Source organism: Flavobacterium sp. UMI-01, from assembly GCF_019656315.1.
Lineage (GTDB): Bacteria > Bacteroidota > Bacteroidia > Flavobacteriales > Flavobacteriaceae > Flavobacterium.
The window spans coordinates 614,002-639,771 of sequence record NZ_BPLU01000038.1 but is presented as its reverse complement, the minus strand read 5'-3'; the positions used below and the strand labels follow the sequence as shown (position 1 = coordinate 639,771).

The window sequence follows — 25,770 nt, the reverse complement described above, 5'->3', positions numbered from 1 at the left end:
TAACTGTTATTGGTCGAATTAAAAGATTGAAAACAAAAATATAAATTAGGTTTGAGTTAAAAACGCTATAATTTATTAAAAAAAGTAAAAACAAAAGCAAATCCAAAAACCTAATAAATTGATCAAATGAATTTCATTTCAACAAACAAAAAAAATCGATTAGCTGTACTCGTAGTATTCCTATGTTCTTTTAGTAATGTATTGATAGGTCAAAATCATAGTGCCAATCCCCTAATTTTAGACATGATTCATCATAATCCTGGTGAAGCTCCTTACAAGTCTGTGTATAATGACCCAGCGGTTATTAAAGAAATGGGGTACAATGGTAAGGTTTATTTTCTATTTGAATCGCCAGCATTAGCTATCAATTGGGAGTCTGTAGACGCCACTATTTTGCCTAAAGGTTCCAAAGAACGTGCTTGGGTAGAGGATAAGGCACTGCAAATTAAAAGCATGCATGCTGCTTGCAAAGCACAAGGTTTGGCTATTTATGCCATGTCTGATTTGGTTTTGTTTCCAAAACGATTAATAGAAAAATACCATATAGAGAAAACTTTTGGTGATCCTAATAATCTAGTCACTGAAAAATTGATAAGAGCTCAAATTAATGAAATGTTTGATCAATTTCCTGATTTAACAGGCTTGGTAGTTCGTATTGGTGAAACCTATTTAGATGATGCACCCTATCATCAAGGAGCAATTGATAATAAAACAAATCCAGAAAAAACCATTATCCCATTAATACAAATTTTAAGGGAAGAGATTTGTGTAAAACGGAATAAACAACTCATTTTCCGTACTTGGAATTCATTTGATAGAAATTTAGGTGCTTATATGAAAGTAAGTAATGCTATTGAACCACATCGAAATTTAATAATAAGTATCAAACATTGTGAAGGAGATTTCCATAGAGCTCGACCATTTAGTAAAGTAATTGGTCAGGGGCGTCATCCACAAATTATAGAAGTACAATCAGCAAGAGAGTATGAAGGCAAAGGAGCTTATCCTAATTATATTGCCAATGGAGTTATTGAAGGATTTGAAGAACATGCTAGCATGCCTGAAGAGGATATAAATAGTATTCGCGAATTCGTAGAAAAAAAACCAGACTTATTTGGTGGTGTATGGACCTGGACTCGTGGTGGTGGCTGGGATGGCCCGTATATCAAAAACGAAATGTGGTGTGATTTGAATTCTTGGGTAATGGCACAATGGGCTAAGGATACTAAGCAATCGGAGGTCTTTGTTTTTAATCGGTACGCCACGGAAAGGTTACATTTAAAAGGAAAGGATATTGCTAAATTTAGAAAACTTTGTTTGTTGTCGGCCGAAGCAGTAATTAGAGGTAGAAATTCAACTCATTACGATATGGATGTTTGGTGGACACGAGACCAAGGTATAGGATGGCCAAAACCCGCAAAAGATGTGATAGGTCAAAAACGAAATCTTAAACAAAAAGACGAATCGGTTGCTAAATGGACAGCAATGGTCAAACTTGCTAAATCAATTCAATGGAAAGATGCCGAAACAAGAAACCATGCTATTGGATCTACCGAATACGGTTTACGCTTATATAAAATTTACCGTTCTCTTGTATATCTGTCAGACGCTGAGGTTAATAAAGATACAAAAAACATTCAAAAATGGATTAAAGAATATGATAAAAATTGGAAATCCTATAATCAGTTGCCACAGGAATTCAACGCAATAGCCACATTATATACACCAGAATACGATAGACATATTGCTACTAATGCAGATAAAAAAGTGAATGAATTAAGAGATAAGTTATAATATGAAACTACTACAATCAACCTTCCTCTTATTGGGATTTCTTTGGAACTTCCAACTATCAGCCCAATCCAAAGACCGTCCGAATGTCATTTTTGTAATGCCTGACGACATCAGTCACAGCTCTTTTTCGTATTATAAAGAAAATGGCGCACGCACACCCAATATTGATAAATTGGCTAAAGAGTCGGTACAATTAACCGATTTTCATGTGTCACCGAGTTGTTCTCCTACCCGAGCGGCACTTTTAACTGGAAGGCCTAGTGATGTGGTAGGGGTTTGGCATACGATTAACGGCCGTAACATGATGCGTGCTGACGAAATCACCATGGCTGATATTTTCAAAGCCAATGGCTATGCAACGGGTTTGTTTTTCAAATGGCATTTGGGGGACAATTATCCCTTTCGCCCAAAAGACCGAGGCTTTGAGTATGTAGCTTGGATTAAAGGCGGGGGAACGGGGCAACAACCCGATTATTGGGGAAATACCAACAATACTGCCAGTATGTGGGTGAATGACAAATTGGTAACAATGACCGATGAAAATGATGGCATTGAAGGCGCTTTTACGACCAATTTCTTTATGAATCGGGCCATGGATTTTATGGAAGATAATATCAAAAAGAACAAGCCGTTCTTTGCTTATATTCCGCTTGGTACGGCGCATGCACCGCATTTTTTGCCACCAGATGCGCGTAAAGGGGTTAGTGCGAAAATGGGAACCATCGAAAATATTGATAAAAATATGGGTCGCTTGATGCAATTCTTAGAAGATAAAGGAATTGCAGATAACACCATTTTGGTTTTCACCACAGATAATGGAGATGGCGGTTATTTAAGAGGCGGAAAAGGTTCTAATTATGACGGGGGTACTCGTGTGCCTTGTTTCATACGATGGGAAAAAGGAAATCTAGGAGGCGCAGGAAAGGGCAGAGAAGTAACGGCCTTGACTGCTCATATCGATTGGCTACCTACGTTTATGGATGTTTTGAATTTAAAAGATGTGCCTAACAGACCCGAAAAATTAAAAATAGCGGGTCGTAGTTTCAAACCTTTTTTGGATAAAGATCCTTCAAACGATCCTCAAGCCTATAAAAACAGAGCCGTTACGATTGATGATATGTGGACGGAATTTCCTGAAAAATATAAAAAATTATCCGTTAAAAAAGACGATTGGGAAGGAGATGTTATCAAGCACAAATGGCGTTTAGTACGAACCAACAGTACTTCGGATTGGGAATTGTATGATGTGCTAGTGGACGAAAAACAGCAAAACAATATCATAGCCAATACCGCTTATGTTTCCGTGGTGACCGAATTAAAACAAGAGTACGAAAACTGGTGGAAATTGGTCGAAGAACGTTCCGCTGAATATACCCGAATTATTATTGGAAATCCAAAAGAACCCGAATCGGTTTTACATGCACACGATTTTCACGGTACTGTGATTTGGCACCAAGGCGATGTTCAAAAAGGGAGCGCAGGAAGTGGTTTTATTGCGGTGGAATTTGATAAAACAGGAACTTATTCTTTTGATTTGCGCCGTTGGCCAAAAGAGATAGAAAAAGAAACCACATTGATGTCTGCTGGTTCAGGAAAAGCCCTTAAAATTGCCAGTGCCCGAATTAAAATTTGGAATGGCGACACGGTTTATGTGGACGAAAAGAAAGACGCCAATCCCGATGCGGACGGTGTTACTTTTACGATTAAAAAGTTACCTAAAGGACCTGCCTTTGTACAAACGTGGTTTTACAATGCTGCGGGTCAAATTGAAGGGGCTGTGTATTACAATTATGCCCAATTCAAAGGGGTGAAATGATATAAAAAAAAACTAATTTTAAAAAGGTTACCGGCTATCCAAGAACAAAGAAATGCCTTCTTTGTTCTTGGGTAATCCTTTCATTATGGTTTGAAATTCCGAAACTGTTTTTTTGAAAACCTCCCTTGTTTCCTAAGGGTTACGCTCATATTCGTTGTAAATTAGCCATGTTTTATATACTATGAATCATGATTTATACAACGCCTTAGGTCGATTACGTATTTTTGTTAAGATGTAATCATTTATAACAAAAGTAATTCGCAATATTCATGAGGGAAAGTTTTAAAAAAAGGGTAGGACTAGGTTTTTTAATGTTGGCTTTTGTGACGGTTCATGGACAGACAAATTCTAAGAAAACGTCAACTGAAAATAGAAAACCCAACATCATTTTTTTAATGACCGATGACCAACGTTGGGACAATATGGGGTGCTATGGTCGCCCTGAATTCAATACCCCAAATATTGATAAATTAGCAGCTCAAGGCGTTACTTTTGACAAAGCTTATTATGCCGTGGCAATTTGCATGCCCAGTAGGGTAACGATGCTAACGGGGCGTTATTTATCCAGTCATAAAGTAGGTTTTGTAGCTCCCGAAGATTATACCTTATCCCAAGCTGATTTTGCTACAAGCTATCCTGCGATTCTTAAAAAAGCGGGTTACCGAACGGGTTTTATCGGTAAGGTAGGTTTCACTGTAACACCCGAAGCGACTCGTCCGAGTACTCCCAAAGAACATTTCTACGAAGAAAACATGAAACAGGTCTTCGATTATTTTGCAGGGAGCGAAACCTATGATCGAAAAGACTTTGTTATTTGGCCTAAAGACGACCAAGTATTACACGAAATTTATAAAGAAGAACGAATTAATTCAGGCAGAACGCTGCGAACAGGCGAGGCGATGTTGCATTTTATTGAAACCCAACCTAAAGAGCAACCATTCTGTTTGTCAGTGAGTTTTTATGCGGTAAAGCATGACAACAACAAGGATATGTATATGCCTCACTTTGAGCAATTCAAAAACAAAGAATTTTCAGTTCCAGGCAATTGGGTGGAAGGTGCCAATGAGAAATTACCAAAAGTACTAAAAGAAAATGCCCGTGGGGTAAAATTACATGCCGAGCGTTCCTCGACACCCGAAATGTATCAAAGATTGGTACGTCGTTTTGCTACCCAAGGCTACACGGTGGATCAACAAGTTGGATTGTTAGTTGAAATGCTGAAAGAAAAAGGATTGTTAGAAAATACCATTATCATTTACACCAGTGATAACGGACGTTTTCAAGGCTCTCATGGATTATTTGATAAATGTATTTTATATGAAGAGTCGGTAAAAGCGCCTTTGATTGTGTATGACGGCCGAGTTCCAGCAAGCAAAAGACAACGACGTGAAGAAGCACTTATTTCATCAGTAGATATGGCGCCAACAATTGTTTCGCTAGCGGGTTTGCCAATCCCATCGAGTATGCAAGGTCAGGATTTTAGCAAAGTTTTGAATCAAACCCAAGATAAGTCCAAATGGCGTGATGCCGTATTTATGGAAGACTTATTTCTGGCAGATATGTTTGGAGCGAGATACAAAGAAAATGTGGACGAAATCAATAAAAAACTAATTGATGCCAACAAATCCTACCGCAGTCGTGGCGTTAGAACAGATCGTTGGAAATACATTGTGTACCACGAACATACGCCAAAAATTGAAGAATTATACGATGTGGACAACGATCCATTGGAACAAAACAACCTTGTTAATGATTCGAAACACAGTGCTATTTTGAAAAAACTTCGAAAACAAACGGAAGAACTCTATCAAACAGCAGTACAACGAAACTAAAAGCCAAAATATTTCTATTATACCAACCAATTTTTTTAAAACCAAAAAATGAAAAAGAACCAAACAATTTACGGTTTAAGCTTATTCCTGCTGGTGATTTTAACGGCCACAGGACAAAATAAATATCCAAATTCATTCGCGAAAACCGCTCATGGTGTCAGCATTCAAAAAGACAAAGAAACCATCCAAATCGAGATTGTGAATGCATCCATTATCCATGTCAAAAAAACATTGACAGGGACCAAGCCTTCCACGATTCCAGATTATGTAACCATTTTAAAACCGCAAAAAGTAAGTTGGAATTTAAAAGAAAACAAAGACCAACTCTTGATAAGCACGGCAAATTTAAAAGTAGTGGTGGACAAAGCGGGAAACATTGGATATGAAACCAAAGACAATAAAAAATTAGTGGGTGAAACAAAAGAGGTCACTTATATCAAACCCAATAATGACAAAGGCAATGCCGTTTCACAATCGTTTACCGTAGGCGATGAAGCCTTGTATGGTTTGGGACAATTTCAAAGTGGCATTATGAATTGGAAAAATGTTCCGATGCGTTTGCAACAATACAATCAGGAAATTGCCATTCCGTTTTTGATTTCGACCAAAGGCTATGGTATTTATTGGCACAACTACAGTTTGACGGATTTTAACGAACCGCAAAACGAAATTCAATTTGCCAATACAGGAGATTTTAAAAGTGTTGCCAGTACCAAAGAAGTAGTGGCTACAGGTGAAAAAGAAAATGTAGCCGCTTACATTTCCAAAGAAAATTTAGATAAAAACATTCGCGAGACCACTTTTACTCCTAAAAAATCAGGAGAATATACTTTTTTAGCTTTAAGCGATAACAACGGACGCATGCGTGGCGAAATCAAGGTGACTCTTGATGGAGAGGATATCATCAACTATTCTACTATTTGGATGCCGAGAAGGTATTCGGGTAAAAAATACTTGCAAGCGGGTAAAACGTATAAAGTTGTATTTCAAAATACAGGAGCTAAAATCCCAGGAAAATTGTTTTATAACGAACCAGATTTCAACAAAACCGTTTTTAGCAGTACCAAAGGCAGTGCCATTGACTACTATTTGATTCAAGGCACCAATCCGGGTGAGGTGATTGCAAATTACCAAGATTTGACAGGAAAAGCCCCCCTATTTGCTAAAAGTGCCTATGGTTTTTGGCAATGTCGTGAGCGTTACCATAATCAAGCCGAATTATTAGAAAATGCACGCGAAATGAGAAAACGTCAAATTCCTTTTGACAACATTGTGCAGGATTGGTTTTATTGGCCAGAAAAAACCAAAGGCCCAGAATGGGATAGAGCCAAATATCCAGATGCAAAAGCGATGGTGGACGAATTGAAAACGTTAAACTTGAATTTGATGGTTTCGGTTTGGCCAGAGGTAAAAAACGCAGCTTTGGAAAAAAAATACAATTTGACCAAAATTGAAGGCAGCCACAATGTGGACATTTATGACAAAGGAGTGAGCGAGCGTTTTTATCGCATGATTAATGATTCGATGTTCAAATTGGGCGTAAAATCAATTTGGTTAGACGGAACCGAACCAGAAGGGGTTAACAATACAAAAGTGAAAACTGAAGTGGGTCCGTATGAAGAAGTGCAAAACCCCTATTCGCTGGAAGTAACAAGAGCGATGTATGAAGGCAGAAGAGCCGATTATCCTAAAGAGCGTGTTTTCAATTTAACGCGTTCGGCTTATTCAGGACAGCAACGTTACGGTGTGGCTTCTTGGTCGGGTGATGTGGAAGCTTCTTGGAGACAATTTTCAGAACAAATTGCCGCAGGTCTAAACTTTACGATGGCAGGTGTACCTTATTGGACACACGATATTGGGGGATTTTTTAGAGATTCAAAATCGATAAATCCAGAATTCGACAGTCAATACACCAATCCAGAATACATTGAGTTGTTGACACGTTGGTTTCAGTTTGGCACCTTTAGTCCCATTTTCCGAATTCATGGGTATGTGTCGGAAACCGAAATTTGGAGATACAACCAAGCCTTTGAAAGTACTGCTCGTAAATTTATTGATTTACGCTACCAATTAATGCCGTACATCTATTCGCAAGCTTGGCAAATTACCAGCAACAGCCGCCAATTGATGAGTCCGTTAGCCTATCAATACCCGAATGACAAAAACACCTGGGGAATAAAAGACCAATTGTTCTTTGGAGAATCGATTATGGTAGGTTTTGTTACCCAATACCAGCAACGTGAAAAGGACCTGTATTTCCCTGAAGGAGACTGGTACAACTATTGGACAAATGAAAAAATCCAAGGTGGTAAAATCACTAAAGTAAAAGCGGAACTGAACGAAATTCCGATGTTTGTGAAAGCAGGAACGATCTTGCCTTTAGGGCCAAAAGTGCAATATGCCACTCAAAAAACAACCGAGCCGTTGCAAATTAAAGTTTACCCAGGTAAAGACGCCCAGTTTGTATTGTATTTGGATGATAATGAGTCCTATGAATATGAAAAAGGGAAGTATTCGGAAGTTATCTTCACTTATTCAGAATCTAAAAAAGAATTAACTATTATAAACGGTCAAGGAAATTTCATTGATTTTAAACAAAAACCAATGGACTTCGTAGTGGAATGGGTAGGCAAAGGAAAAACGGAAAAAGTAGTTTTTACCGGTAAGGAATCTAAAATTAATTTGCAATAATTTTAGTTGAATGAGGAACAAGGCAAGGAACATTTTACTGTTTTTATTTAGTGTAACATCCGTTATAAGTCAAGAAAAACAAACAATTGGGGCAAAAAACAATGCCCCTAAGAATGTATTGCTTATTTGCATCGATGATTTAAGACCCGAACTCCATTCTTTTGGAGCTACTTATATTAAGTCGCCTAATATAGATTACTTATCCTCAATTGGTCGTCCTTTTATACGTCATTATGTCAATGCGCCAAGCTGTGGGCCTTCTCGCTATACGATGCTTACGGGACGATACGGTATTGAATATCGAAATGATTCTAACGAAGCATTGTTTTCGCTAGCCAATGACAGAAGTAAAAATCCAGATCAATTTGCGCCAACCATGCCCGAGTGGTTTCGGAAACAAGGATATACTACAGTTTCTGTGGGGAAAATATCGCATCATCCTGGAGGTTATGGAGGCAAATATTGGGATGATGAAAATATAATCGAAATGCCCAATGCTTGGGATAAACATTTAATGCCCGTGGGAGAATGGAAAAATCCAAGTGGTGCCATGCATGGCTTAGCCAATGGAAAAATAAGAGAGGCGAATAACAAAAAAGTTCTCGAAACGGTTGAAGGACCCGATACACTTTACCCCGACGGACTCATTGCTGAGGAAGGTTTGAAGCAATTGGGGGAATTAGCCACAGGAGATAAACCTTTCTTTTTGGCTATTGGATTAATCAAACCGCATTTGCCTTTTGGAGTGCCAAAAAAATATTTAGACCAATATGAAGGCGTTGCGATTCCGTCACCAGTTCATCCCGAAAAGCCAACAGGAAAAACAACTTGGCATCCGTCGAACGAATTTATGAATTACGATCGTGACGGTAAAGACCCAAGAGAGGATAAGGAGTTTGCGTTGGAACTTAAAAAATATTATGCTGCCTGTGTAACCTATGCCGATAAACAGGTGGGAGACATTTTGAAAAAATTAAAAGAAACGGGAGCCGATAAAAACACGATTATAGTGTTGTGGGGCGATCATGGATGGCATTTAGGGGAACATGCCATTTGGGGAAAGCACAGTTTGTTTGAAGAATCCTTACGTTCTCCGTTAATCATCTATAATCCTGATATGAAATATCCTGGCAAACAAAGTCATGCTGTGGTGGAAACCTTAGATGTTTTTCCTACCTTATGTGATTTGACAAAACTAAGTAAACCTGATTTTGCCCAAGGAACTTCATTAGCTCCAATTCTAGAAAATCCGAATACTAAAGGTCATGCTACCGTTGCCTATACCGCTGAAGCCACCACTATTAGAACAAATCAATACCGTTTTATTGAGCATTGTAATGGCGATGTAGAGTTGTACAACCATCTAAAAGACCCGTATGAAATAAAAAATATTGCTACTAAAAATCCAGAATTGGTACTGGAACTTAGAAAACAAATGGAAGCTAAATTGAAAAATCCAATCCATTGCAAAAACTAATTAAGAAAATGAAAAATCAATATCTATCTATTCGCTTTGTAGTAATCTTTGTAATCCTAATACAAGGATTGCTTTTGCAGGCACAAGGAGCGAAAGTGATTCAAGGAGTTAATCCAAAAATAATAAAGAAAACAGCGCAAACTGCAACCACTGACTGGCCCGTTTTGACGACCTATGATGCTCATCATTTGGCGAAAATTTCGATGCCAATTGGCGGAATAGGCACTGGAACCGTATCCCTAGGAGGACGTGGGAATTTGCAAGACTGGGAAATTATGAATACTGCTGCCAAAGGCTATATTCCAACGAGTGAAAAATTGAGGTACATCGGTCCCTTTTTTGCGTTGTTTACCCAAACTGCCGATGGTAAAAAAGATGCACGAGTACTCGAAGGGCCGTTGGATTATTCGCTTTATGAAGGTGCTTTTGGAGGAACAGCAGTCAATCATGGTTTTCCTCGCTTTGAAACCTGTACTTTTAAGGCAGCCTATCCTTTCGGACAAGTGTTGCTTTCGGATAAAAAAGCGCCACTTACTGTTCGTATTAAAGCTTTCAATCCTTTCATCCCCGGTGATGCCCAAGCAAGTGGAATACCTATTGCAGTCATTACCTATGAGTTAACCAATACAACTAATAAAGCTGTTTTTGCCTCCGTTTGTGGGAACATGCCCAATTTTATTGGGGAAGATGGTTCGGTACGTGAACCTATTGGAAGAGGAAGTGCTTTAATTCCTGTAGGAGCCAAAAAAAATAAAAATGTTTTCAGAAATGAAAAAAGCGTTCAAGGTATTTATATGAGTTCGGATGGGGTAGATAAGAATGCGGTAGCATGGGGAACCATGGCACTATCTACTTCTAGTAGCGAAAAGGTTAGCTACCGTACCTCTTGGAGTGAAGAAGTTTGGGGGAATTCCCGTCTGGATTTTTGGGATGATTATAGCGCTGATGGTCGTTTAGAAAACCGAGAACACAATGGAGAAGACCGACCGATGGCATCGATGGCGGTTGAGGTATCGGTTCCTGCCAATAGTACTCGTGAAGTTAGCTTTTACATTACCTGGCATTTTCCTAATCGGGAAACTTGGACACCAGCTGAGGATGGTTTGAGTAATATGTTAACCAATTATTACACCACCCAGTACAAGGATGCATGGGATGTAATTGAAAAAACAATGCCACAAGTCCCCAATCTGGAATCTAAAACAAAAGAATTTGTAACTGCTTTTGTGAATAGCGATTTGCCAAATGTGGTAAAAGAAGCCGCTTTGTATAATAGCTCTACGCTTCGAACCCAAACCTGCTTCCGAACTGCGGATGGGAATTTCTACGGATGGGAAGGTACGAGTGATACCAAGGGAGTTTGCCATGGAAACTGTACCCATGTATGGAATTACGACCAAGCCACGCCTTTTTTGTTTGGAGAGCTAGCTCGATCGATGCGTGAGATTGAATTTGCGCATGCTACTGATGATAAAGGAATGATGAGTTTTCGAGTGAATTTGCCCTTAGAACGTGCGAACGAATTTGCTAGACCCGCAGCCGATGGGCAATTAGGTGCTATTATGAAAATGTATCGAGATTGGCAACTGAGTGGCGATAACGAATTACTCAAAAAACTGTGGCCAAAGGTGAAAAAAACCATGGAATTCTGCTGGATAAAAGGAGGATGGGATGCTAATAAGGACGGCGTGATGGATGGTTGTCAACACAATACCATGGATGTACAGTATTTTGGTCCCAATCCTCAAATGGGGATTTGGTATTTGGGAGCGCTTCGAGCTGCTGAAAAAATGGCAACCTTTTCAGGGGATAAGTCATTTGCTAAAACCTGTAATAGTCTTTTTGAAAAAGGAAGCCAATGGATGGATAAAAATCTTTTTAACGGAGAATATTACATTCACATTATCCAACCTCCCAAAAGTCGCGACGAGATTGCGGCTCCTTTACTGAAAGGTTTAGAATCCAAAGATTTAGAAAATCCAGCGTATCAACTAGGGAAAGGCTGTTTGGTGGATCAATTGGTAGGACAGTTCATGGCTCATATTTGTGATTTAGGCTATTTAACCAAAGAGGAGCATGTAAAAACAACCTTAAACAGCATTATGAAATACAACTTGAGAGAGGATAGCAGTTCTGGTTTTAACAATATGCGTTCGTATGTGTTGGGGGACGAAAAATCCTTGGTCATGGCAAGCTATCCAGGAGAGAGACCCTTGTTTCCTTTTCCTTATTTTACTGAGGCAATGACAGGATTTGAATACACTGCTTCGATAGGCATGATGTATGAAGGTCAAACAGAACAAGGTTTGTCTAATATCAAAAACATCAGAGACCGTTACGATGGTTTAAAACGCAATCCTTTTAACGAAGCAGAATGCGGAAATAATTATGCCCGAGCGATGGCAAGTTGGGGAGCTGTGATAGCACTTTCTGGATTTCATTATTCGGCAGTAGAAAAATCCATTGCGTTTACAGCGACTCCAGGAACTTATTTTTGGTCGAATGGTAGTGCTTGGGGTGTTTGCAAAATTAATAAAGAAACGGTGGAGTTCTCGGTGCAAGAAGGAGCACTTGAGTTGAAAAAGTTTTGTTTAAAAGATTCTAAAGAGATTAAGTTTAAAGAAACTTTAAAAATTAAGGCAGGAGAAACGGTAGTTTTAAACCTGAGATAAAATAAAATAGTAAATGAAAACAATAGCAAGATTATTTTTAGTTGGATTATTAGTTATTGGAAATGCTATAAACGCCAAAGAAATCAAAATCAAATCCTTACAAGAGTTGGCCAAATATGCTAAAGAAAGTGGCAATACCATTAGCATGCAGCCGGGCGTCTATCGCTTGACGGACTATTTGAATAGAGTTTCTATAAATGCACTTCGAAATAATAAAGAGTATCAATACATCACGTTTAGTGGAAATAATAATGTTTTTAACCTCAAAGGAGTTGAAATTGAACTGGATACAAAGATTCGAACAGCTTTAAAACCACCAATTCATTCCGATGAGTTTTTGATTACGGGTTCCCATAATACTTTTGAGGGACTTAGCATCCGATGCATTGGCAATGGAATTTCTCCAGGAGGGACGTTACTTCAGGTGGCGGGAGAAGCGAATGTTTTGAAAAACATCAGTTTGTATGTGGCAGGCTCTTATCCGTATGGTTATGGGGATTTATTTGGTAAAGGTGGCCATAAAGAAACGACGATAAAACACCAAAAACACAGCGGGCTGTTGGTTACTGGAAATAATACCAAACTCTATGGTTGTAAGGTGATTAGTCGTTCTTTTGGGCATTGTTTTTTTATTCAAAAAAATCCTAAGAATGTGTATTTCGAGGATTGCTATGCCGAAGGAGAAGTACGTTCGACTGATGCTATTTTGGAAGAAACTTCAGGACCTGCTTTTGATGTGCAATTCAAAACCTGGACCCAAAACCGCGAGGGCGAATATGTAGTAACTCCGGGTTATATGAAATCGCTTTGCGAAGACGGTTTTCGAACTTATGGAAAATGCGAAAATATAGCCTTTAAAAATTGTACGGCCAAAAACACCCGCGGCGGTTTTGAACTTCGATTTAACAGTGCCCGTTTAGAAAATTGTACCACTATTGGCACGGAACGTGCGTATTGGATTGGAGACCAAACGGTAATGAACAATTGTAAAGGAGATGCTAATTACGGGCCGTTGTTATTTGTAGAAGGCAATAATGTGGACGTAACTTTGACATTGGAACCCACAGAATCAGACAGAAAGGTACACTCTTTGATGACGGTTTTTGGAGAAAATAACAAAGTGGTTTTAAAAGCCGCAAATGGACAAAAAAGAAATAAAGAACTTCCTATCTTGGTTGGTTTTACGCCACCCTTACACGGAGAATCCATGTCACCGTATAGCGAAGAAAAAGTAGTCAATCTTCACTTAAAAAATGAGGCGGGCATGCCTATATCCATTGGAACAAAAGCTAAAAAATGCACCATAGAAACCAATGGTAAGATTCTGGAAAATAAAGGAGAAAACAATCAAATAGTACAAAAATAAAAGCATTTAAAAATTTAAAATAGACATTGACACCCAAAAAGAATTAAGAAATCATGATGAAGAAACCTGTAGTTTTACTTATTGCCTTACTCGTTATCAGTAATGTAATCAATGCCAAAAATGTAAAAATAAAATCATTAAAAGAATTAGCACACTATGCATCCGAAAGCGGGAATACCATAACGATGCAACCCGGTGTTTATTCGATGCAAGAATACCTCACCCCCGATGTGATAAAAAGTATTGTACCTGATAAAATAAAACGTTATGCAATGATTCATTTCAGTGGAAACAATAACGTATTTGACTTGACAGGAGTAACCATTGAGATTAATACCAAATTGTTAGGTGTTTTTAAATCGCGTGTAAGTGAGTTGTACTTGTCAGGAAATAATGTACATATCAAAGGATTAACCGTGACTGATTTAGGGAATTTTGCGACTTCAAAAGGTGGACATACGTTTACGGTGGCTGGTGATAATGCCAAAATTGAAAAAGTTACCCTAAACGTGAGTGGTTCTTCGCCTTATGGATATGGCGATTTATTAGGAAAAGGCGATTCTAATTTAGCTCCTTTACAAAAACATAGTGGAATGTGTATTGAAGGTACTAACGATACTATTGTGGACTGTGCTATTTATTCGAAAGCCTTTGGACACCTCTTTTTTATTCAAGGAGGTCGCAACGTGTATTTTGAGAATTGTTATGCCGAAGGGGTGACAAGAACTACAGACGAAATGCTGGCGGAAACTTCAGGATTGGCACACAAAGTAGGTTTTGCTTCTGTTTATAAAAATTATGAAGGCAAAAAAGTTATTACACCCGGTTATACCAAGTCTTTAAATGAATGTGGTTTTCGTATGTACGGAACAGGTGGCGTGGACGGGAGATCAACAGGGGCGGTAACGGCTGTAAATTGTAAGGCAAAAAACACCCGTATTGGTTTTGCTTTCGGGAAACTAACCGATGCTGTTTTAATCAAAAATTGTGAAGCTGTAGGTTGCGAAGTGGGGTATAATATTACAGGTGTGAAAGTAGAAAATAGCCGAGGAGATATGGTCAATGGACCGTTGTTGTACGTGACCAAAGGCGAAGTTTCGGATGTAGAACTAACCTTGACTTCGAATGATTCTAAAACGACAGTTCATGCGTTGGCGTGCATTTCAGGAGACAATCATAAAATAACACTCAAAAAAGAGGGAGATTTGAGCAAAGGCAAAATCCTTCCGATAAAAATTGGAGCAACTACGCCACCCGCAAATAACGGATTTTCGCCATTAGGAACAGCGCCTACTTCGGGAATTGTGTTGACCAACTTAACCGGTATGCCAGTCGAATTGAATTCGGTTTCCTCTGCGTGTAAAATTAGTACCAATGGAGAGGTTATGGATAAAGGGAAGGATAATCAGATTGTTAAAAAGTAAGGATGAAAAAAATAATCGGTTTATTTATTTGTTGTACCAGCCTCTGTTTTTCTCAAAACCCCGTGTTTACTCATGTATTTACTGCTGACCCTTCACCGCATGTTTGGCCAGACGATCCCAATACACTTTGGGTATATACCTCACATGACGAACCAGGGTCGAACAACCATTATGGGATGACGGGGTACCATGCGTTTTCAACTACTGATTTGGTCAATTGGACAGACCATGGCCGAATTTTGCATTTAGAAAATGTACAATGGGCTGAGAGTCATGCTTGGGCGATGGATGCTGCCTACTACCGCGGAAAGTATTACCTAATTTATTGTATGAAGGAGGCGGGGATTGGACTTTTTAGAACAGGAGTTGCTCGCAGTGATGTTCCTCAAGGGCCGTTTACGGATTTAGGTTATGTAAAGGGAGTGGAATTTGGGCAAGATCCCGCCATTTTTATCGATGATGACGGTAAGCCGTATTTGTACTGGGGACACGACAGACAATGTTTTGGCGCGCAATTGAATGACGATTTGATGTCGATAAAACCCGAAACACAGGTGGAGTTAACAAAGCAATTAACACATGTGTTTGAAGGACCTTGGGTTCATAAACGCAAAGGGAAATATTATTTGACCTATCCCGGTTTGACACCACGTCGTTGGCCTGAAAAAATGTTTTATGCTGTGGCTGATAAACCATTAGGACCTTATGAGTTTAAAGATTGTTTTATTGACGATTTTGAAGGACAAAGCGGAACCAATCACGGCGGTACTGTGACTTATAAAGGAAAAGACCTGATGTTCTATCATAGCGCTTGGTTATCGGATGGTTTAAGTGAAACCCGTTCTGTGATGGCTGATTATTTGAATTATGATAAGGAAGGAAACATCATTCCGATTGTTCCCTCAAAAACGGGTTTGACTAAAGCCAAACGCACGCGAACTACCCTTCATTTAGAAGCCGAAAATGGTTTTGCTGCGGGTGGCAAATTATATAATGTAATTGTAGATACTTGGATAAAAGGGTATAGTGGCAAAGGCTATGTTACTAATTTTGATAACCCCTATGACCATGTTAGTCTATTGGCTCAAGTAGCAAAAACATCCAAATACCGTTTTAAAGTGCGTTATGCATCTCCTGAAGGTGAATCCAATCACGATATCTTGATTAATAGCCATCAGTATAGGGATTTTGTTTTTCCAAAATCCGAAGGCTTTACCGAAATTGATTTTGGTATTGTCGAATTGAAACCCGGAGATAATTTGATTCGCATTTTAAAACGAAATTGGAAACCTTCCAAAGGACAATTGGCTATCGATTATGTGAAATTGGAGCAGGTTTTTGACGATGAACTATAATTAACCACCATATATTTGAAATAAAAATGATTAATAATCTAAGAAAAGCAATCATAGGTTGCAGTTTTGGGGTTCTATTGGGATGGAATTCTTTTGCTCAAAAAGTAAAAGTTTATCCCGCTCCTTCAGGAATTGAATTGTCCAAAGCCTATGTAGTAAAAGTAGAAGGACAAACGGTGCCAGTCTATCAAACCAAAATCCCGCCCGCTGAACCCATTCCGAGGTTAAAACCTCTAGGAACTTTTGGATTGGCCTCGGTGGCTTCATTTGATATGAATGCGGCGGCTAGCGTTTCGGTGACCGTTCCAGAGAAAGTGCAATCGGTTAAAATTTTGCCCTCTTCGTATGGAATTGTGCCTAGTGTTAAAGGCAATACGATTCAGTTCCAAGTAAAAAATCCCGGGCATATCACGGTGGAAATTAACGGGGAATGGCACGAGTCCTTGCATATTTTGGTCAATCCATTCGAAAAAAATATACCCAACCCCAAAGACCCCAATGTTATTTATTTTGGTCCAGGTATTCATGATGTCACCAATATTACGGTTGGCGATGGTCAGACCATTTACCTAGCCGGTGGTGCCTATTTGCGTTGTGGTACACTTGAAAATGAGGAAGAAGTTGAAATTCGAGGAGCCAAAAGAAAACCGCCTACTTTTATTTTAAGAGGGAAAAATGTGAGCATTCGCGGACGGGGTATTATCGACCAAAGCACTGTGCCTAAAAAGATTCGTCGTTATACCATATTGGCACAAAATGCACAAAACGTAACTATCGAAGGGGTCACTATTTTCGACCCAAGTCATTGGACGATTCCGATTCAGAGTTGTGATAAGGTACATGTGGACAACATCAAAATCATCGGATGGCGCGGCAATGCCGATGGCGTGGATATTACCAGCAGCCGAGAGGTGTTGGTCGAAAATTGTTTTATGCGAACCTTTGATGATGCAGTGGTGATTAAGTCTTTTGGTGGTTTTGGCGAAGTGAAAAACGTGCATACTCGCAAATGTGTGGTTTGGAACGAATTGGCACACGCTTTAAGCATCGGTGCTGAGGTGCACGAAAACATCAGTAAGGTGCTTTTTGAAGACTGCGATGTCATTCACGATGTGGGTAGGGAAACGGCTTTGAGAGTTTATCATTGCGATGATGCGGTAATTAGCGATGTGGTTTTTGATAACATCCGAATCGAAGAAGCCCGCCGATTAATTTCGTGCTGGATAGGAAAAACAAGATGGACAGAAACCGAGGAAAGAGGGCATATTAAAAATGTAACTTTCAAAAATATTACGGCCACTTCGGCGCCTATTGACCCTACGTTGACTGGATTTCAAGATGGCACCGACTGGAAACCCTACATCATAAAAGACCATGCCAGTATGGAATTGGTTGGTCATGATGCCGAGCATTTGGTAGAAGGAATTCGATTTGAAAATGTAGTACTCGATGGAAAAAAGGTTCAGGCAAAAAATGTCATGATGAACGAGTTTGTTAAAGATGTTCAATTTAAATAATCAATAGAAAACAAAAAAATGAATAAACAAGTATATGTTGCCTTTGCGGTGTTGGTACTGCTTTTTTCAAGCTATGCACAATCGGCAAATAAAATTGATAAAGTAATAGAGGTAAGCAGCCTTTCGGAGTTCAGAAGCTATTTGGATAAGGACAACGTAAAGGTCAAAATGAAAGCCGGGAATTACCAAATTGATACGGCATTAAAAAACCGATTTATAGAAATCACGGGCAACAATTCTTATTTTGATTTAAGAGGAGTGCGATTTATGGTAGATTCGAAATTGTTTAGTCGCAACGATTTGACAAAAAGCAAGGACGGAAACAGCATGTATTGTGCTATCGAAATTTCGGGTAAAGATGTAACATTCGAGGGCTTGTATATTGAGACCTATGGCGATACGCCGGGCAGACAAAGCAAGAACAAAATTTTTAACCTTGTAGGGGAAAATGTCACCTTGAAAGATGTGGAAGTGCGAACGACAGGCTCAAGTCCTTGGGGTTTTGGTTATTTGTACGGCCTTGGCGGAAATGATGTGCGTAAGATGAACGGCATCCGAATAGGCTATCCTGCAAAAAATGTAAAATTGCTGGGTTGTCAAGTACACATGAGAGCAATGGGGCACGCTATTTTCTTGCAAGGAGCCGAAAATACTTTGATTGAAAACTGCCAGGTGGATGGTTTGTTGCGTACCACCGATGCCATTCTTGCAGAGACTTCGGGTTATGCTTTTGATAAAAAGTTTTATGCAGGCAAAAACAATTATATCGAAGGAACAATAGTGGGCGAAGACGGTAAAATTTTGCCAGGAGAAATCATCTCATTAAGTGAAGATGGCATCCGTATGTACCCTGATTATGAAGGTCACCCAACCAAAAACACCACTGTAAAAAATTGCAAAGTAACCCAAATGCGAAGAGGAATATGTACGGGCTTGAGCACTTCGGGAGACCAAGTAATCGACTGCGAAGTGCGCGATTGCGTGGCTACAGGTTACAATATAGGAAATGAAGATAAAGTGATTAATTGCAGCGCCGATGCCAAATATGGAGAAGCTTTTTGTATTCCTTATACCAATGCTAAAAATGCGCAGGTAGAAATCAAAATTTTGGACAGCAGAAATGGAAGAGCGAATAATTTGCTAGCCAAAATTAACGGAACAGGGCATAAGGTGGTTATTTCAACCGCTAATCCCGACTGGATTCCAAATACTATGGCGATTAAACTATCGGTTTGGGAAGGGTATGGCAATTTTGATGAAAAAGCGACTATGCATGCTACTAATATTAGTTTAGATAATAAAACGTTGACAAAAGTAATCACTTTCAAAGGAACAAAGAATGCCGAAATAAAGAGTGCAGGAGGAGTGCGTGAAGCAACGGATGCGGAGAATGCGATTAACGAAAGCAACCGAACTAAGAGATAAGAATTTCCAAAATAGAACGATTAGATATGAAATCGCCATTTACTAGAAGTTTGTACTAGCAAATGAAATTCGCTGAACACATATAAAAAAATATTAACGCAGTGAAGCAAACACCAATGAGTAAAAGAGCGATTTATTATGACCGATAAAAAAACAATAAATACCAACCTATGAAAAAATTAGTACTACTAGCATTTTTGTTGGCGCAAGTTACAACGACTGTGGCGCAAAATGTGGTTGTGAATTCGAAAGAAAAAGGAGAAAAATTTGAGCATTTTTGGAGCAAAGGCGTAGGAGCCGGTCGTGCGAATGAAGGGTTACGTGCGGGTTGGTTGGAGCAATTGGAAAAAGTGCAACAAGACTGCGGTTTTGAATTTGTTCGTTTCCACGGCATCTTTCACGATGATATGTTTCCTATTTTTGAAAAGGACGGAAAATATTCGTATAACTGGCAATACATCGACGAATTGTTTGATAGAATGCTGGATTTGAAAGTGAAACCGTTTGTAGAATTGGCTTTTTTTCCAACCCCTTTGGCTGCCAAAAACAGCAAAACCCAATTCTGGTGGAAAGCCAATATTACACCCGATGAAGCTAAATTTGGCGAATGGCACAATTTGGTTCAGGCTTTCACACAACATTGCGTGGACCGTTACGGGATTGATGAGGTACTGACATGGTACTTTGAGGTTTGGAATGAACCGAACTTGCATTATGGCTTTTTCGACGGCACCAAATCCCAATATTTTGAGTTGTACAAACAATCGGTTTTAGCCGTTCGCTCGGTGGACAAACGCTTAAAAGTAGGAGGCCCTTCGAGTAGTAATTTTGTTGCAGATGGTCGCTATGACGGCGAAGTTGAAAATCGCGATGGAAATCTGGTGACATTTACCGCAGAAAATATCAATAAATTGCAATGGAAAGGTTCTTGGATTGAAGACTTTTTGAAATACTGCGAAAAAGAAAAATTACCAGTTGATTTTATTTCGACCCATCCGTATCCAACCGATTATCCTTTTAATCCTACTACAGGAAAAGGAAAAGACTTTTCTCGGTATGTCAATTCGACTAAGGATGATATCGAATGGTTGAATAAAGTCATTAAAAAAAGCGCTTATCCCAAAGCCGAAATTCATTTGACCGAATGGAACACCAGCCCCAATAGCCGTGATGCGATGCACGATTTCTTACCGCCAGCAGCCTATATTGCTAAGGTGAATTTGGATTGTATCGGACTGGCCAATTCTTTAATGTATTGGACTTTTACCGATATTTTTGAAGAAAAAGGCGGTGGAGAAAGCATTTTTCACGGTGGATTTGGAATGATTAATTACCAAGGGGTGGTAAAACCTTCGTATCATGCTTACAGAATGTTACACCAGTTGGGTGACGAAAAATTATTCAAAAACGATTATTTGTTTGTCAGCCGTAAATCAGCTAACGGGAAAGTAGTGGCCTTGGCCTATAATTACCCAGAAGACCATTACAATGCGGTTCCGGCAAGTATTAAAAAAATCGAGAAATACGAGCAAGGGAAAACGCGTCAATTAAAAATGGAGTTGACAAGCTTGAAACCAGGTACGCAATTTAAACTGGAAACACTAGACAAAGAACACGGAAATATTTACAATTATTGGGAGCAAATGGGCAAACCTGAACCCCCAACACGGGAACAAATTAAAGTAATGAAGCAAATGGCCGAAAATTTAAAAACAGAAATTATCACAGTGGGTAAAGACGGTACCTTTACATTAAATCGCGAAATGAGTCCGTGGAGTATGCTGTTGATAGAGCAGGTTAATTAAAGGAAAGATTTTGTTTGTTTAAAATAAGATTTTGCTCTATCATTTTCATTTTAAAATGGCTTTAGGGATCATTTTTTATTTAATATCTATTGTAAGTATCGGTTTTTTCGTTAATTTAAATAGATTATCATCATCGTTTTATTTTTACAAGAAGTATAATTTCCATTTAACAAAAGAAATATGAGAACGAAACGTCAAGATATTTTGAAAAAGTATAAACTGCTTCTGTTTTTCATATTTGCCTTTTTTTATGTAATAAAATTTATATATAGAAAAGAATTAGATGGGAATATTTATGCAGATGCTATTGCAGTATTTTTATTTACTTTGATTTTAATATTTATTTTTTTTGAATTTAGAAATGACTTAAAAGTCGATAAAGAAAATACTTTAAATCATCTAAAAAGTCATCTAAAAAAAATTCTCCTTAAAATAGGAATCTATGGTGCGATATTGATTGCGTTTTACTTCTATTATATTAAAGATAGATAGTGAAATGGGAGTAGAAAGATTGGCAAATAAAGAGACTATAATCAGTAAAATGGTTGTGATTTTTTATATTTTAACCCTGCTAGAGTTCAAAACTCTAGCAGGGTTTAAAAAGAATCCCGATGGTGCATTAAATTTCACAAAAATCATTTGCTTTTTTAAATCAATTAAAGTTTGCTAGACTTTAGTATTTTTAGTGCCAATTATAAATACACTAATTAACCCTAACCACAGGAGGTCATGAAAAAATATAAAAAAATAAAGCTTGTCAGTTTTCCCATTGGATTACTTTTTTTATTTGTTCTCAACAGCACGACCCCATTGTGGTCACAAGTAAGTCCGCCCAAAAAATACAGAAATATAGCAATGACAGCAGGTTCTATTGCAGTTCCACAGGAGAGAACTTTGGAGTGGAAAAAAACTTCTGCCTTTGCACAATCAATGTATAAAGCGATTGCCGAGAAGAAGATTACCGATAAAATGATGGTGACCAAAGAATCGGCGGCTCGTATTTTACTCGCTCGATTACTGTTAAAACAAAATATAGCCGAAGTAAACCAAACGATTCAAAAACTGAGGGTGTGGGGTAATTGTGGCTCGTCCTGGGCATTAAATCCCAAAGGGGATTATGATTTTCCCTTGACAATATTGACTACGATTCTGTGGAAATTTGGCGACCAACCCGATATTTTGTATCCTGAAACAAAAAACTATTTATTGAACGTCCTTTTGTCGGAAGATGGCGGTAAATTTCGTTATACAGCGCCCAAAACACTGGGGTTGCATGTGGAAACCGAAAACCACATGTTGATGACTGGCGGTTCAAGATACCTCAAGAACCGATGGATTGCTCAACACGGGAACACCGATGCTTATTATGACAATGTGAAAAACGGACTAGAAGCCAAATTGTTATCTCTTATGGGAGAAATGAAACAAAATGGTTTGGTCGAATTCAATTCTATTCCTTACTTAGGGTTTACAGTTACGGCACTTTTGAACTTGGAAGCTTTTGGCTCAGAAAAAGTTCGTACAGAGGCTCGTGCTGTGTTGGATTACATCAATTTTAGTTATGCCTTGAGTAGTTATCATTTGCGTCATTACCCACCCATGCGTAGGCGATACGACAAAGCGGGTATAAAAGAACTGAGTGTAGATTACAATACGGCTTTTATGAAATCTTGGTTGAGCTATTTAGAAGGAGTGCCTTTTGATCCAAACATGACATTGGGAAAAGAACATGCAGCTATGGGAGCTTGTATGCCGTACCGCCCTGCTGATAAGGTAGTCGAATTGCTTTTTGATAAAGGTGACGGTTATTTTGTTCGCCAAGGACATGGGCCAAAAGCATCACCCGAAATAAGCAGTGCAGGAAAGCATTTTTTAATTAGCTCTGGCGGTGTCAACCGTGGGAAAAAGTCGGAAATAGTAGCCCGACCCATCTGTTTGTTTTTGGATGACAATGCCAATCATCTCTCTAAAGTAATCCATCTTGCGGGACCAGGTACCGATTATATGAAATGGAATAATACGGGGGTGTATGAAAATTTTGCCTGTGCTGCTGGTCCAGTTTTTATTCCAAAAGGAATGACAGCTGTAGCTACAGAAGGAAATTGGGCGGTATATGCTGTGGCCAAAAAGGTGACAGTCGTTGTTTATTCCACCCCAAAATTAGGACTGATGGCAGTGTTTGAAGACGTAGCGCCACAAGCTATTTTTAAAGAAGTGTTAAAAACTAACGCCAATCCGCAATTATTGCAAACTTCGTTTACATTCCCCAGTGGAAACAAACTTACCTATGATGTTTTGGCTAAAAAAGATCAATGGGTGATGATTGCCCAAAACGGAAAAGCCTTAGACCGAGCTTTTGATTCTTGGCCATTGATTGATGGGGATTTGTAGCAATTGAATTTTATTTTTTTTAGAGAAATAATAATTTTCATTAGAGTGATTTGCGAAGAAACGTTACGCCTTGATAGTAGCTCATACTGTCAAGGTTTCTTTTTATAAAAGTCCTTTCAATTTGACGTTTTAGTTATAGCCGTTGCATCATATTTTATATTGAAATCTATTTTGACAATGTATTTTTACCTATAAAATAATTCAAAAAATAAATGAAAAATACTTCAATCAAACTATTTAGTGTGATGCTTAAAAATAGTTTCTTTTTTATGCTGCTTTTGGTGTCTTTGGGTAGCAAAGCACAGTCGCCTATCGTGGTGAATTCCTTAAAGGAATTACTGCCTTATTTAGAAAAAAGTAATGTAAAGGTCAAACTAAAGCCAGGTGTTTATACCATTTCTGCCAAGGATATCCAAAAAGGAAATTTCCCAGCAACTTCTGGCGAAAAAAACATTGCAAATGTGTTGTTTTTATTTTCAGGAAATAACAGTGAATACGATTTTACCAAAGTAACGGTTAATGTCAAAACCGAAGTGTTAAGTGCTTTTACTACCCCAAAAGGAGAATTGTATGAAGTGCAGGTTATAGGGAATAACAATGTGATTAAAAACTTGAAGCTGGTCGATGACGGTTCGGTACACGATGCGCCTAAACGACGTGCGACGAATATTGTAATGGATGGGAAAAGCAACAGAATCGAAGGCTTTCATATCACTACTAGAGGTTCGTATCCGTATGGCTATGGAGAGGCTTTTGGAAAAGGAGGAAAAAACGTGATTAGCCACAGGAAACATTCGGCTTTTTTGGTACGAGGATATAAAAACCATGCTAAGAACGATACCATTATCCACCAATCTTACGGCCATGCTATTTTTATGCAAGCTGCTGATTGGCCTACGATTGAAGGTTGTTACGTACAAGGAGCCATGCGTTCTACTGATGAGATGTGGAAAGAAGAAGGCAAAGGTACCGATGCGGATAATATTGGATTTGTAACCGCTTTTGGCTATAAATTACCCAAAGGCTATATGATGTGTTTGGGCGAAGAAGGCATTCGAGCGTACAATGGAGGGGAAACTACTATTGATGGCGTGGAGTACAAAAGAGGCACTTCCAATCCTACGATACTGAATTGTACGGTGAAAAATATGAGGGCAGGAGTAACACTAACTCATGCTACAGGCAAAAAATATGTGGCAAGCACAACAGCTATTGGTTGCGAAAGAGGGTTTTGTATTGGAACGGGCGATATCGTCAACTGTTTTGCTGATACCCAACACGGTCCTGCTCTTGGGGTGGATTATCCATCAGACAAGGGAATGAAAGCAGAAATCACTTTGTTGCCTTACGAAGGAAAATCCTATAATGGAAGCGGGCATGCGGCTATCATTGTGGGAAGCAACCATAAAATCACTTTGCGAAATTCGGTAAAAAATGCGGACCAAAATCTGAAAATCAATATCGGTGGTGATAATAGAACGATAGGAATGCTGGCTAAAGACGAAAATTATCCTGCTTCAAACATTGAACTTCATAACGAAACCAATTATCCTGTCGTATTGGATGATAATTCTAAAAATTGCACTGGTGAATCTGTTGGTGTGGTGGTTGATAATGGCGTAAACAATCAAATTGTAAAGCGTTAAAAAAGAAATAGTTTCCCGAAAAAGGAACTCTAGTCTAGTTACTATATTACCCATTTTTAAAACAGCAGTAAATGAAACGTTTGCTGCTGTTTTTTTGTTTAAAAACTGTAAATTTTTTTAGGATTATACAAGTTGTTAACTTAGGAAAAGACCACAAATTAGCATAAAATCAAAAACATATAAAATTGAATTACACGAATTTGTAAATTATTATCTGCGAAAATCTGCCAAATCTGCGTGCTGATTTTTTACATGTAGATTTGCACAGGTTCACGCAGATTTTTTTTAAAGAAAAGCGTTTGATAAATACTTTAAAAAAGAGTTAGATAGAATTATAAAGATTCGAAGGATTAATCTGTGCGAATCATTTTAACCTACCTGTCTGCTGACAGGGCTGTGGGAATAGTAGTTTTTTATGGATAAACTTTTAATCTAAAAACCAAATCTATGGAAGAGGAGTTTAGTTGGACCTTAAAACCATTGACTTTTCTTCTTTATATATGTTAAAAAATGAATGATAATTTATTGATTATGAATAAATAGTTATAATAATTAAAAA

At 38.5% G+C, this 25,770-nt stretch carries 15 protein-coding genes; all 15 read left to right on the top strand.

Going from position 1 to position 25,770, the window contains the following annotated elements; all coding sequences use genetic code 11:
• Positions 1 to 126 precede the first annotated feature (126 nt).
• The 15 genes from K5R64_RS12805 (at position 127) to K5R64_RS12735 (ending at position 25,211) form a co-directional block, all read left to right on the top strand.
• Positions 127 to 1,794, top strand: coding sequence for a hypothetical protein (locus K5R64_RS12805; RefSeq protein ID WP_220763947.1), 1,668 nt, complete (start codon positions 127 to 129; stop codon positions 1,792 to 1,794).
• Position 1,795: 1 nt separating this feature from the next.
• On the top strand, positions 1,796 to 3,610 hold the full coding sequence (locus K5R64_RS12800) for a sulfatase-like hydrolase/transferase (RefSeq protein ID WP_220763946.1): 1,815 nt from the start codon (positions 1,796 to 1,798) through the stop codon (positions 3,608 to 3,610).
• 269 nt (positions 3,611 to 3,879) lie between these two features.
• On the top strand, positions 3,880 to 5,442 hold the full coding sequence (locus K5R64_RS12795) for a sulfatase-like hydrolase/transferase (RefSeq protein WP_220763945.1): 1,563 nt from the start codon (positions 3,880 to 3,882) through the stop codon (positions 5,440 to 5,442).
• Between the two features lie 48 nt (positions 5,443 to 5,490).
• Positions 5,491 to 8,133 (top strand): TIM-barrel domain-containing protein, encoded by a 2,643-nt coding sequence (locus K5R64_RS12790; protein WP_220763944.1) that lies wholly within the window; start codon positions 5,491 to 5,493, stop codon positions 8,131 to 8,133.
• A 10-nt stretch (positions 8,134 to 8,143) separates the two neighbouring features.
• The gene (locus tag K5R64_RS12785; RefSeq protein WP_220763943.1) at positions 8,144 to 9,610 is read left to right on the top strand and encodes a sulfatase; all 1,467 of its coding nucleotides are present in this window, start codon (positions 8,144 to 8,146) and stop codon (positions 9,608 to 9,610) included.
• 8 nt (positions 9,611 to 9,618) lie between these two features.
• Entirely contained in the window at positions 9,619 to 12,282 is a 2,664-nt protein-coding gene (locus K5R64_RS12780) for a GH116 family glycosyl-hydrolase (RefSeq protein ID WP_220763942.1), read from the top strand.
• Positions 12,283 to 12,295: 13 nt separating this feature from the next.
• Complete coding sequence (locus K5R64_RS12775) at positions 12,296 to 13,648, top strand: hypothetical protein (RefSeq protein WP_220763941.1); 1,353 nt, start codon at positions 12,296 to 12,298, stop codon at positions 13,646 to 13,648.
• Between the two features lie 53 nt (positions 13,649 to 13,701).
• Positions 13,702 to 15,072 (top strand): hypothetical protein, encoded by a 1,371-nt coding sequence (locus K5R64_RS12770; RefSeq protein WP_220763940.1) that lies wholly within the window; start codon positions 13,702 to 13,704, stop codon positions 15,070 to 15,072.
• A gap of 2 nt (positions 15,073 to 15,074) precedes the next feature.
• On the top strand, positions 15,075 to 16,427 hold the full coding sequence (locus tag K5R64_RS12765) for a family 43 glycosylhydrolase (protein WP_220763938.1): 1,353 nt from the start codon (positions 15,075 to 15,077) through the stop codon (positions 16,425 to 16,427).
• A gap of 26 nt (positions 16,428 to 16,453) precedes the next feature.
• Positions 16,454 to 17,944: a glycosyl hydrolase family 28 protein gene (locus K5R64_RS12760; RefSeq protein ID WP_220763937.1), complete on the top strand. Its 1,491-nt coding sequence runs from the start codon at positions 16,454 to 16,456 to the stop codon at positions 17,942 to 17,944.
• A gap of 18 nt (positions 17,945 to 17,962) precedes the next feature.
• A complete protein-coding gene (locus K5R64_RS12755; protein ID WP_220763936.1) occupies positions 17,963 to 19,369 on the top strand; it encodes a hypothetical protein in 1,407 nt (468 codons plus the stop codon).
• A 170-nt stretch (positions 19,370 to 19,539) separates the two neighbouring features.
• On the top strand, positions 19,540 to 21,174 hold the full coding sequence (locus K5R64_RS12750; protein ID WP_220763935.1) for a hypothetical protein: 1,635 nt from the start codon (positions 19,540 to 19,542) through the stop codon (positions 21,172 to 21,174).
• 180 nt (positions 21,175 to 21,354) lie between these two features.
• Positions 21,355 to 21,666 carry a hypothetical protein gene (locus K5R64_RS12745; RefSeq protein ID WP_220763934.1) on the top strand — a complete coding sequence of 104 codons (312 nt, stop codon included), beginning with the start codon at positions 21,355 to 21,357 and terminating at the stop codon, positions 21,664 to 21,666.
• Positions 21,667 to 21,903: 237 nt separating this feature from the next.
• Complete coding sequence (locus K5R64_RS12740; protein ID WP_220763933.1) at positions 21,904 to 23,565, top strand: hypothetical protein; 1,662 nt, start codon at positions 21,904 to 21,906, stop codon at positions 23,563 to 23,565.
• A 212-nt stretch (positions 23,566 to 23,777) separates the two neighbouring features.
• On the top strand, positions 23,778 to 25,211 hold the full coding sequence (locus K5R64_RS12735; protein WP_220763932.1) for a hypothetical protein: 1,434 nt from the start codon (positions 23,778 to 23,780) through the stop codon (positions 25,209 to 25,211).
• Positions 25,212 to 25,770 lie beyond the last annotated feature (559 nt).

Bases quoted from the DNA above. Each gene is read 5' to 3' on its own strand.
- K5R64_RS12805 (WP_220763947.1), top strand. From the start codon at position 127: ATGAATTTCATTTCAACAAACAAAAAAAATCGATTAGCTGTACTCGTA.
- K5R64_RS12800 (WP_220763946.1), top strand. From the start codon at position 1,796: ATGAAACTACTACAATCAACCTTCCTCTTATTGGGATTTCTTTGGAAC.
- K5R64_RS12795 (WP_220763945.1), top strand. From the start codon at position 3,880: ATGAGGGAAAGTTTTAAAAAAAGGGTAGGACTAGGTTTTTTAATGTTG.
- K5R64_RS12790 (WP_220763944.1), top strand. From the start codon at position 5,491: ATGAAAAAGAACCAAACAATTTACGGTTTAAGCTTATTCCTGCTGGTG.
- K5R64_RS12785 (WP_220763943.1), top strand. From the start codon at position 8,144: ATGAGGAACAAGGCAAGGAACATTTTACTGTTTTTATTTAGTGTAACA.
- K5R64_RS12780 (WP_220763942.1), top strand. From the start codon at position 9,619: ATGAAAAATCAATATCTATCTATTCGCTTTGTAGTAATCTTTGTAATC.
- K5R64_RS12775 (WP_220763941.1), top strand. From the start codon at position 12,296: ATGAAAACAATAGCAAGATTATTTTTAGTTGGATTATTAGTTATTGGA.
- K5R64_RS12770 (WP_220763940.1), top strand. From the start codon at position 13,702: ATGATGAAGAAACCTGTAGTTTTACTTATTGCCTTACTCGTTATCAGT.
- K5R64_RS12765 (WP_220763938.1), top strand. From the start codon at position 15,075: ATGAAAAAAATAATCGGTTTATTTATTTGTTGTACCAGCCTCTGTTTT.
- K5R64_RS12760 (WP_220763937.1), top strand. From the start codon at position 16,454: ATGATTAATAATCTAAGAAAAGCAATCATAGGTTGCAGTTTTGGGGTT.
- K5R64_RS12755 (WP_220763936.1), top strand. From the start codon at position 17,963: ATGAATAAACAAGTATATGTTGCCTTTGCGGTGTTGGTACTGCTTTTT.
- K5R64_RS12750 (WP_220763935.1), top strand. From the start codon at position 19,540: ATGAAAAAATTAGTACTACTAGCATTTTTGTTGGCGCAAGTTACAACG.
- K5R64_RS12745 (WP_220763934.1), top strand. From the start codon at position 21,355: ATGAGAACGAAACGTCAAGATATTTTGAAAAAGTATAAACTGCTTCTG.
- K5R64_RS12740 (WP_220763933.1), top strand. From the start codon at position 21,904: ATGAAAAAATATAAAAAAATAAAGCTTGTCAGTTTTCCCATTGGATTA.
- K5R64_RS12735 (WP_220763932.1), top strand. From the start codon at position 23,778: ATGAAAAATACTTCAATCAAACTATTTAGTGTGATGCTTAAAAATAGT.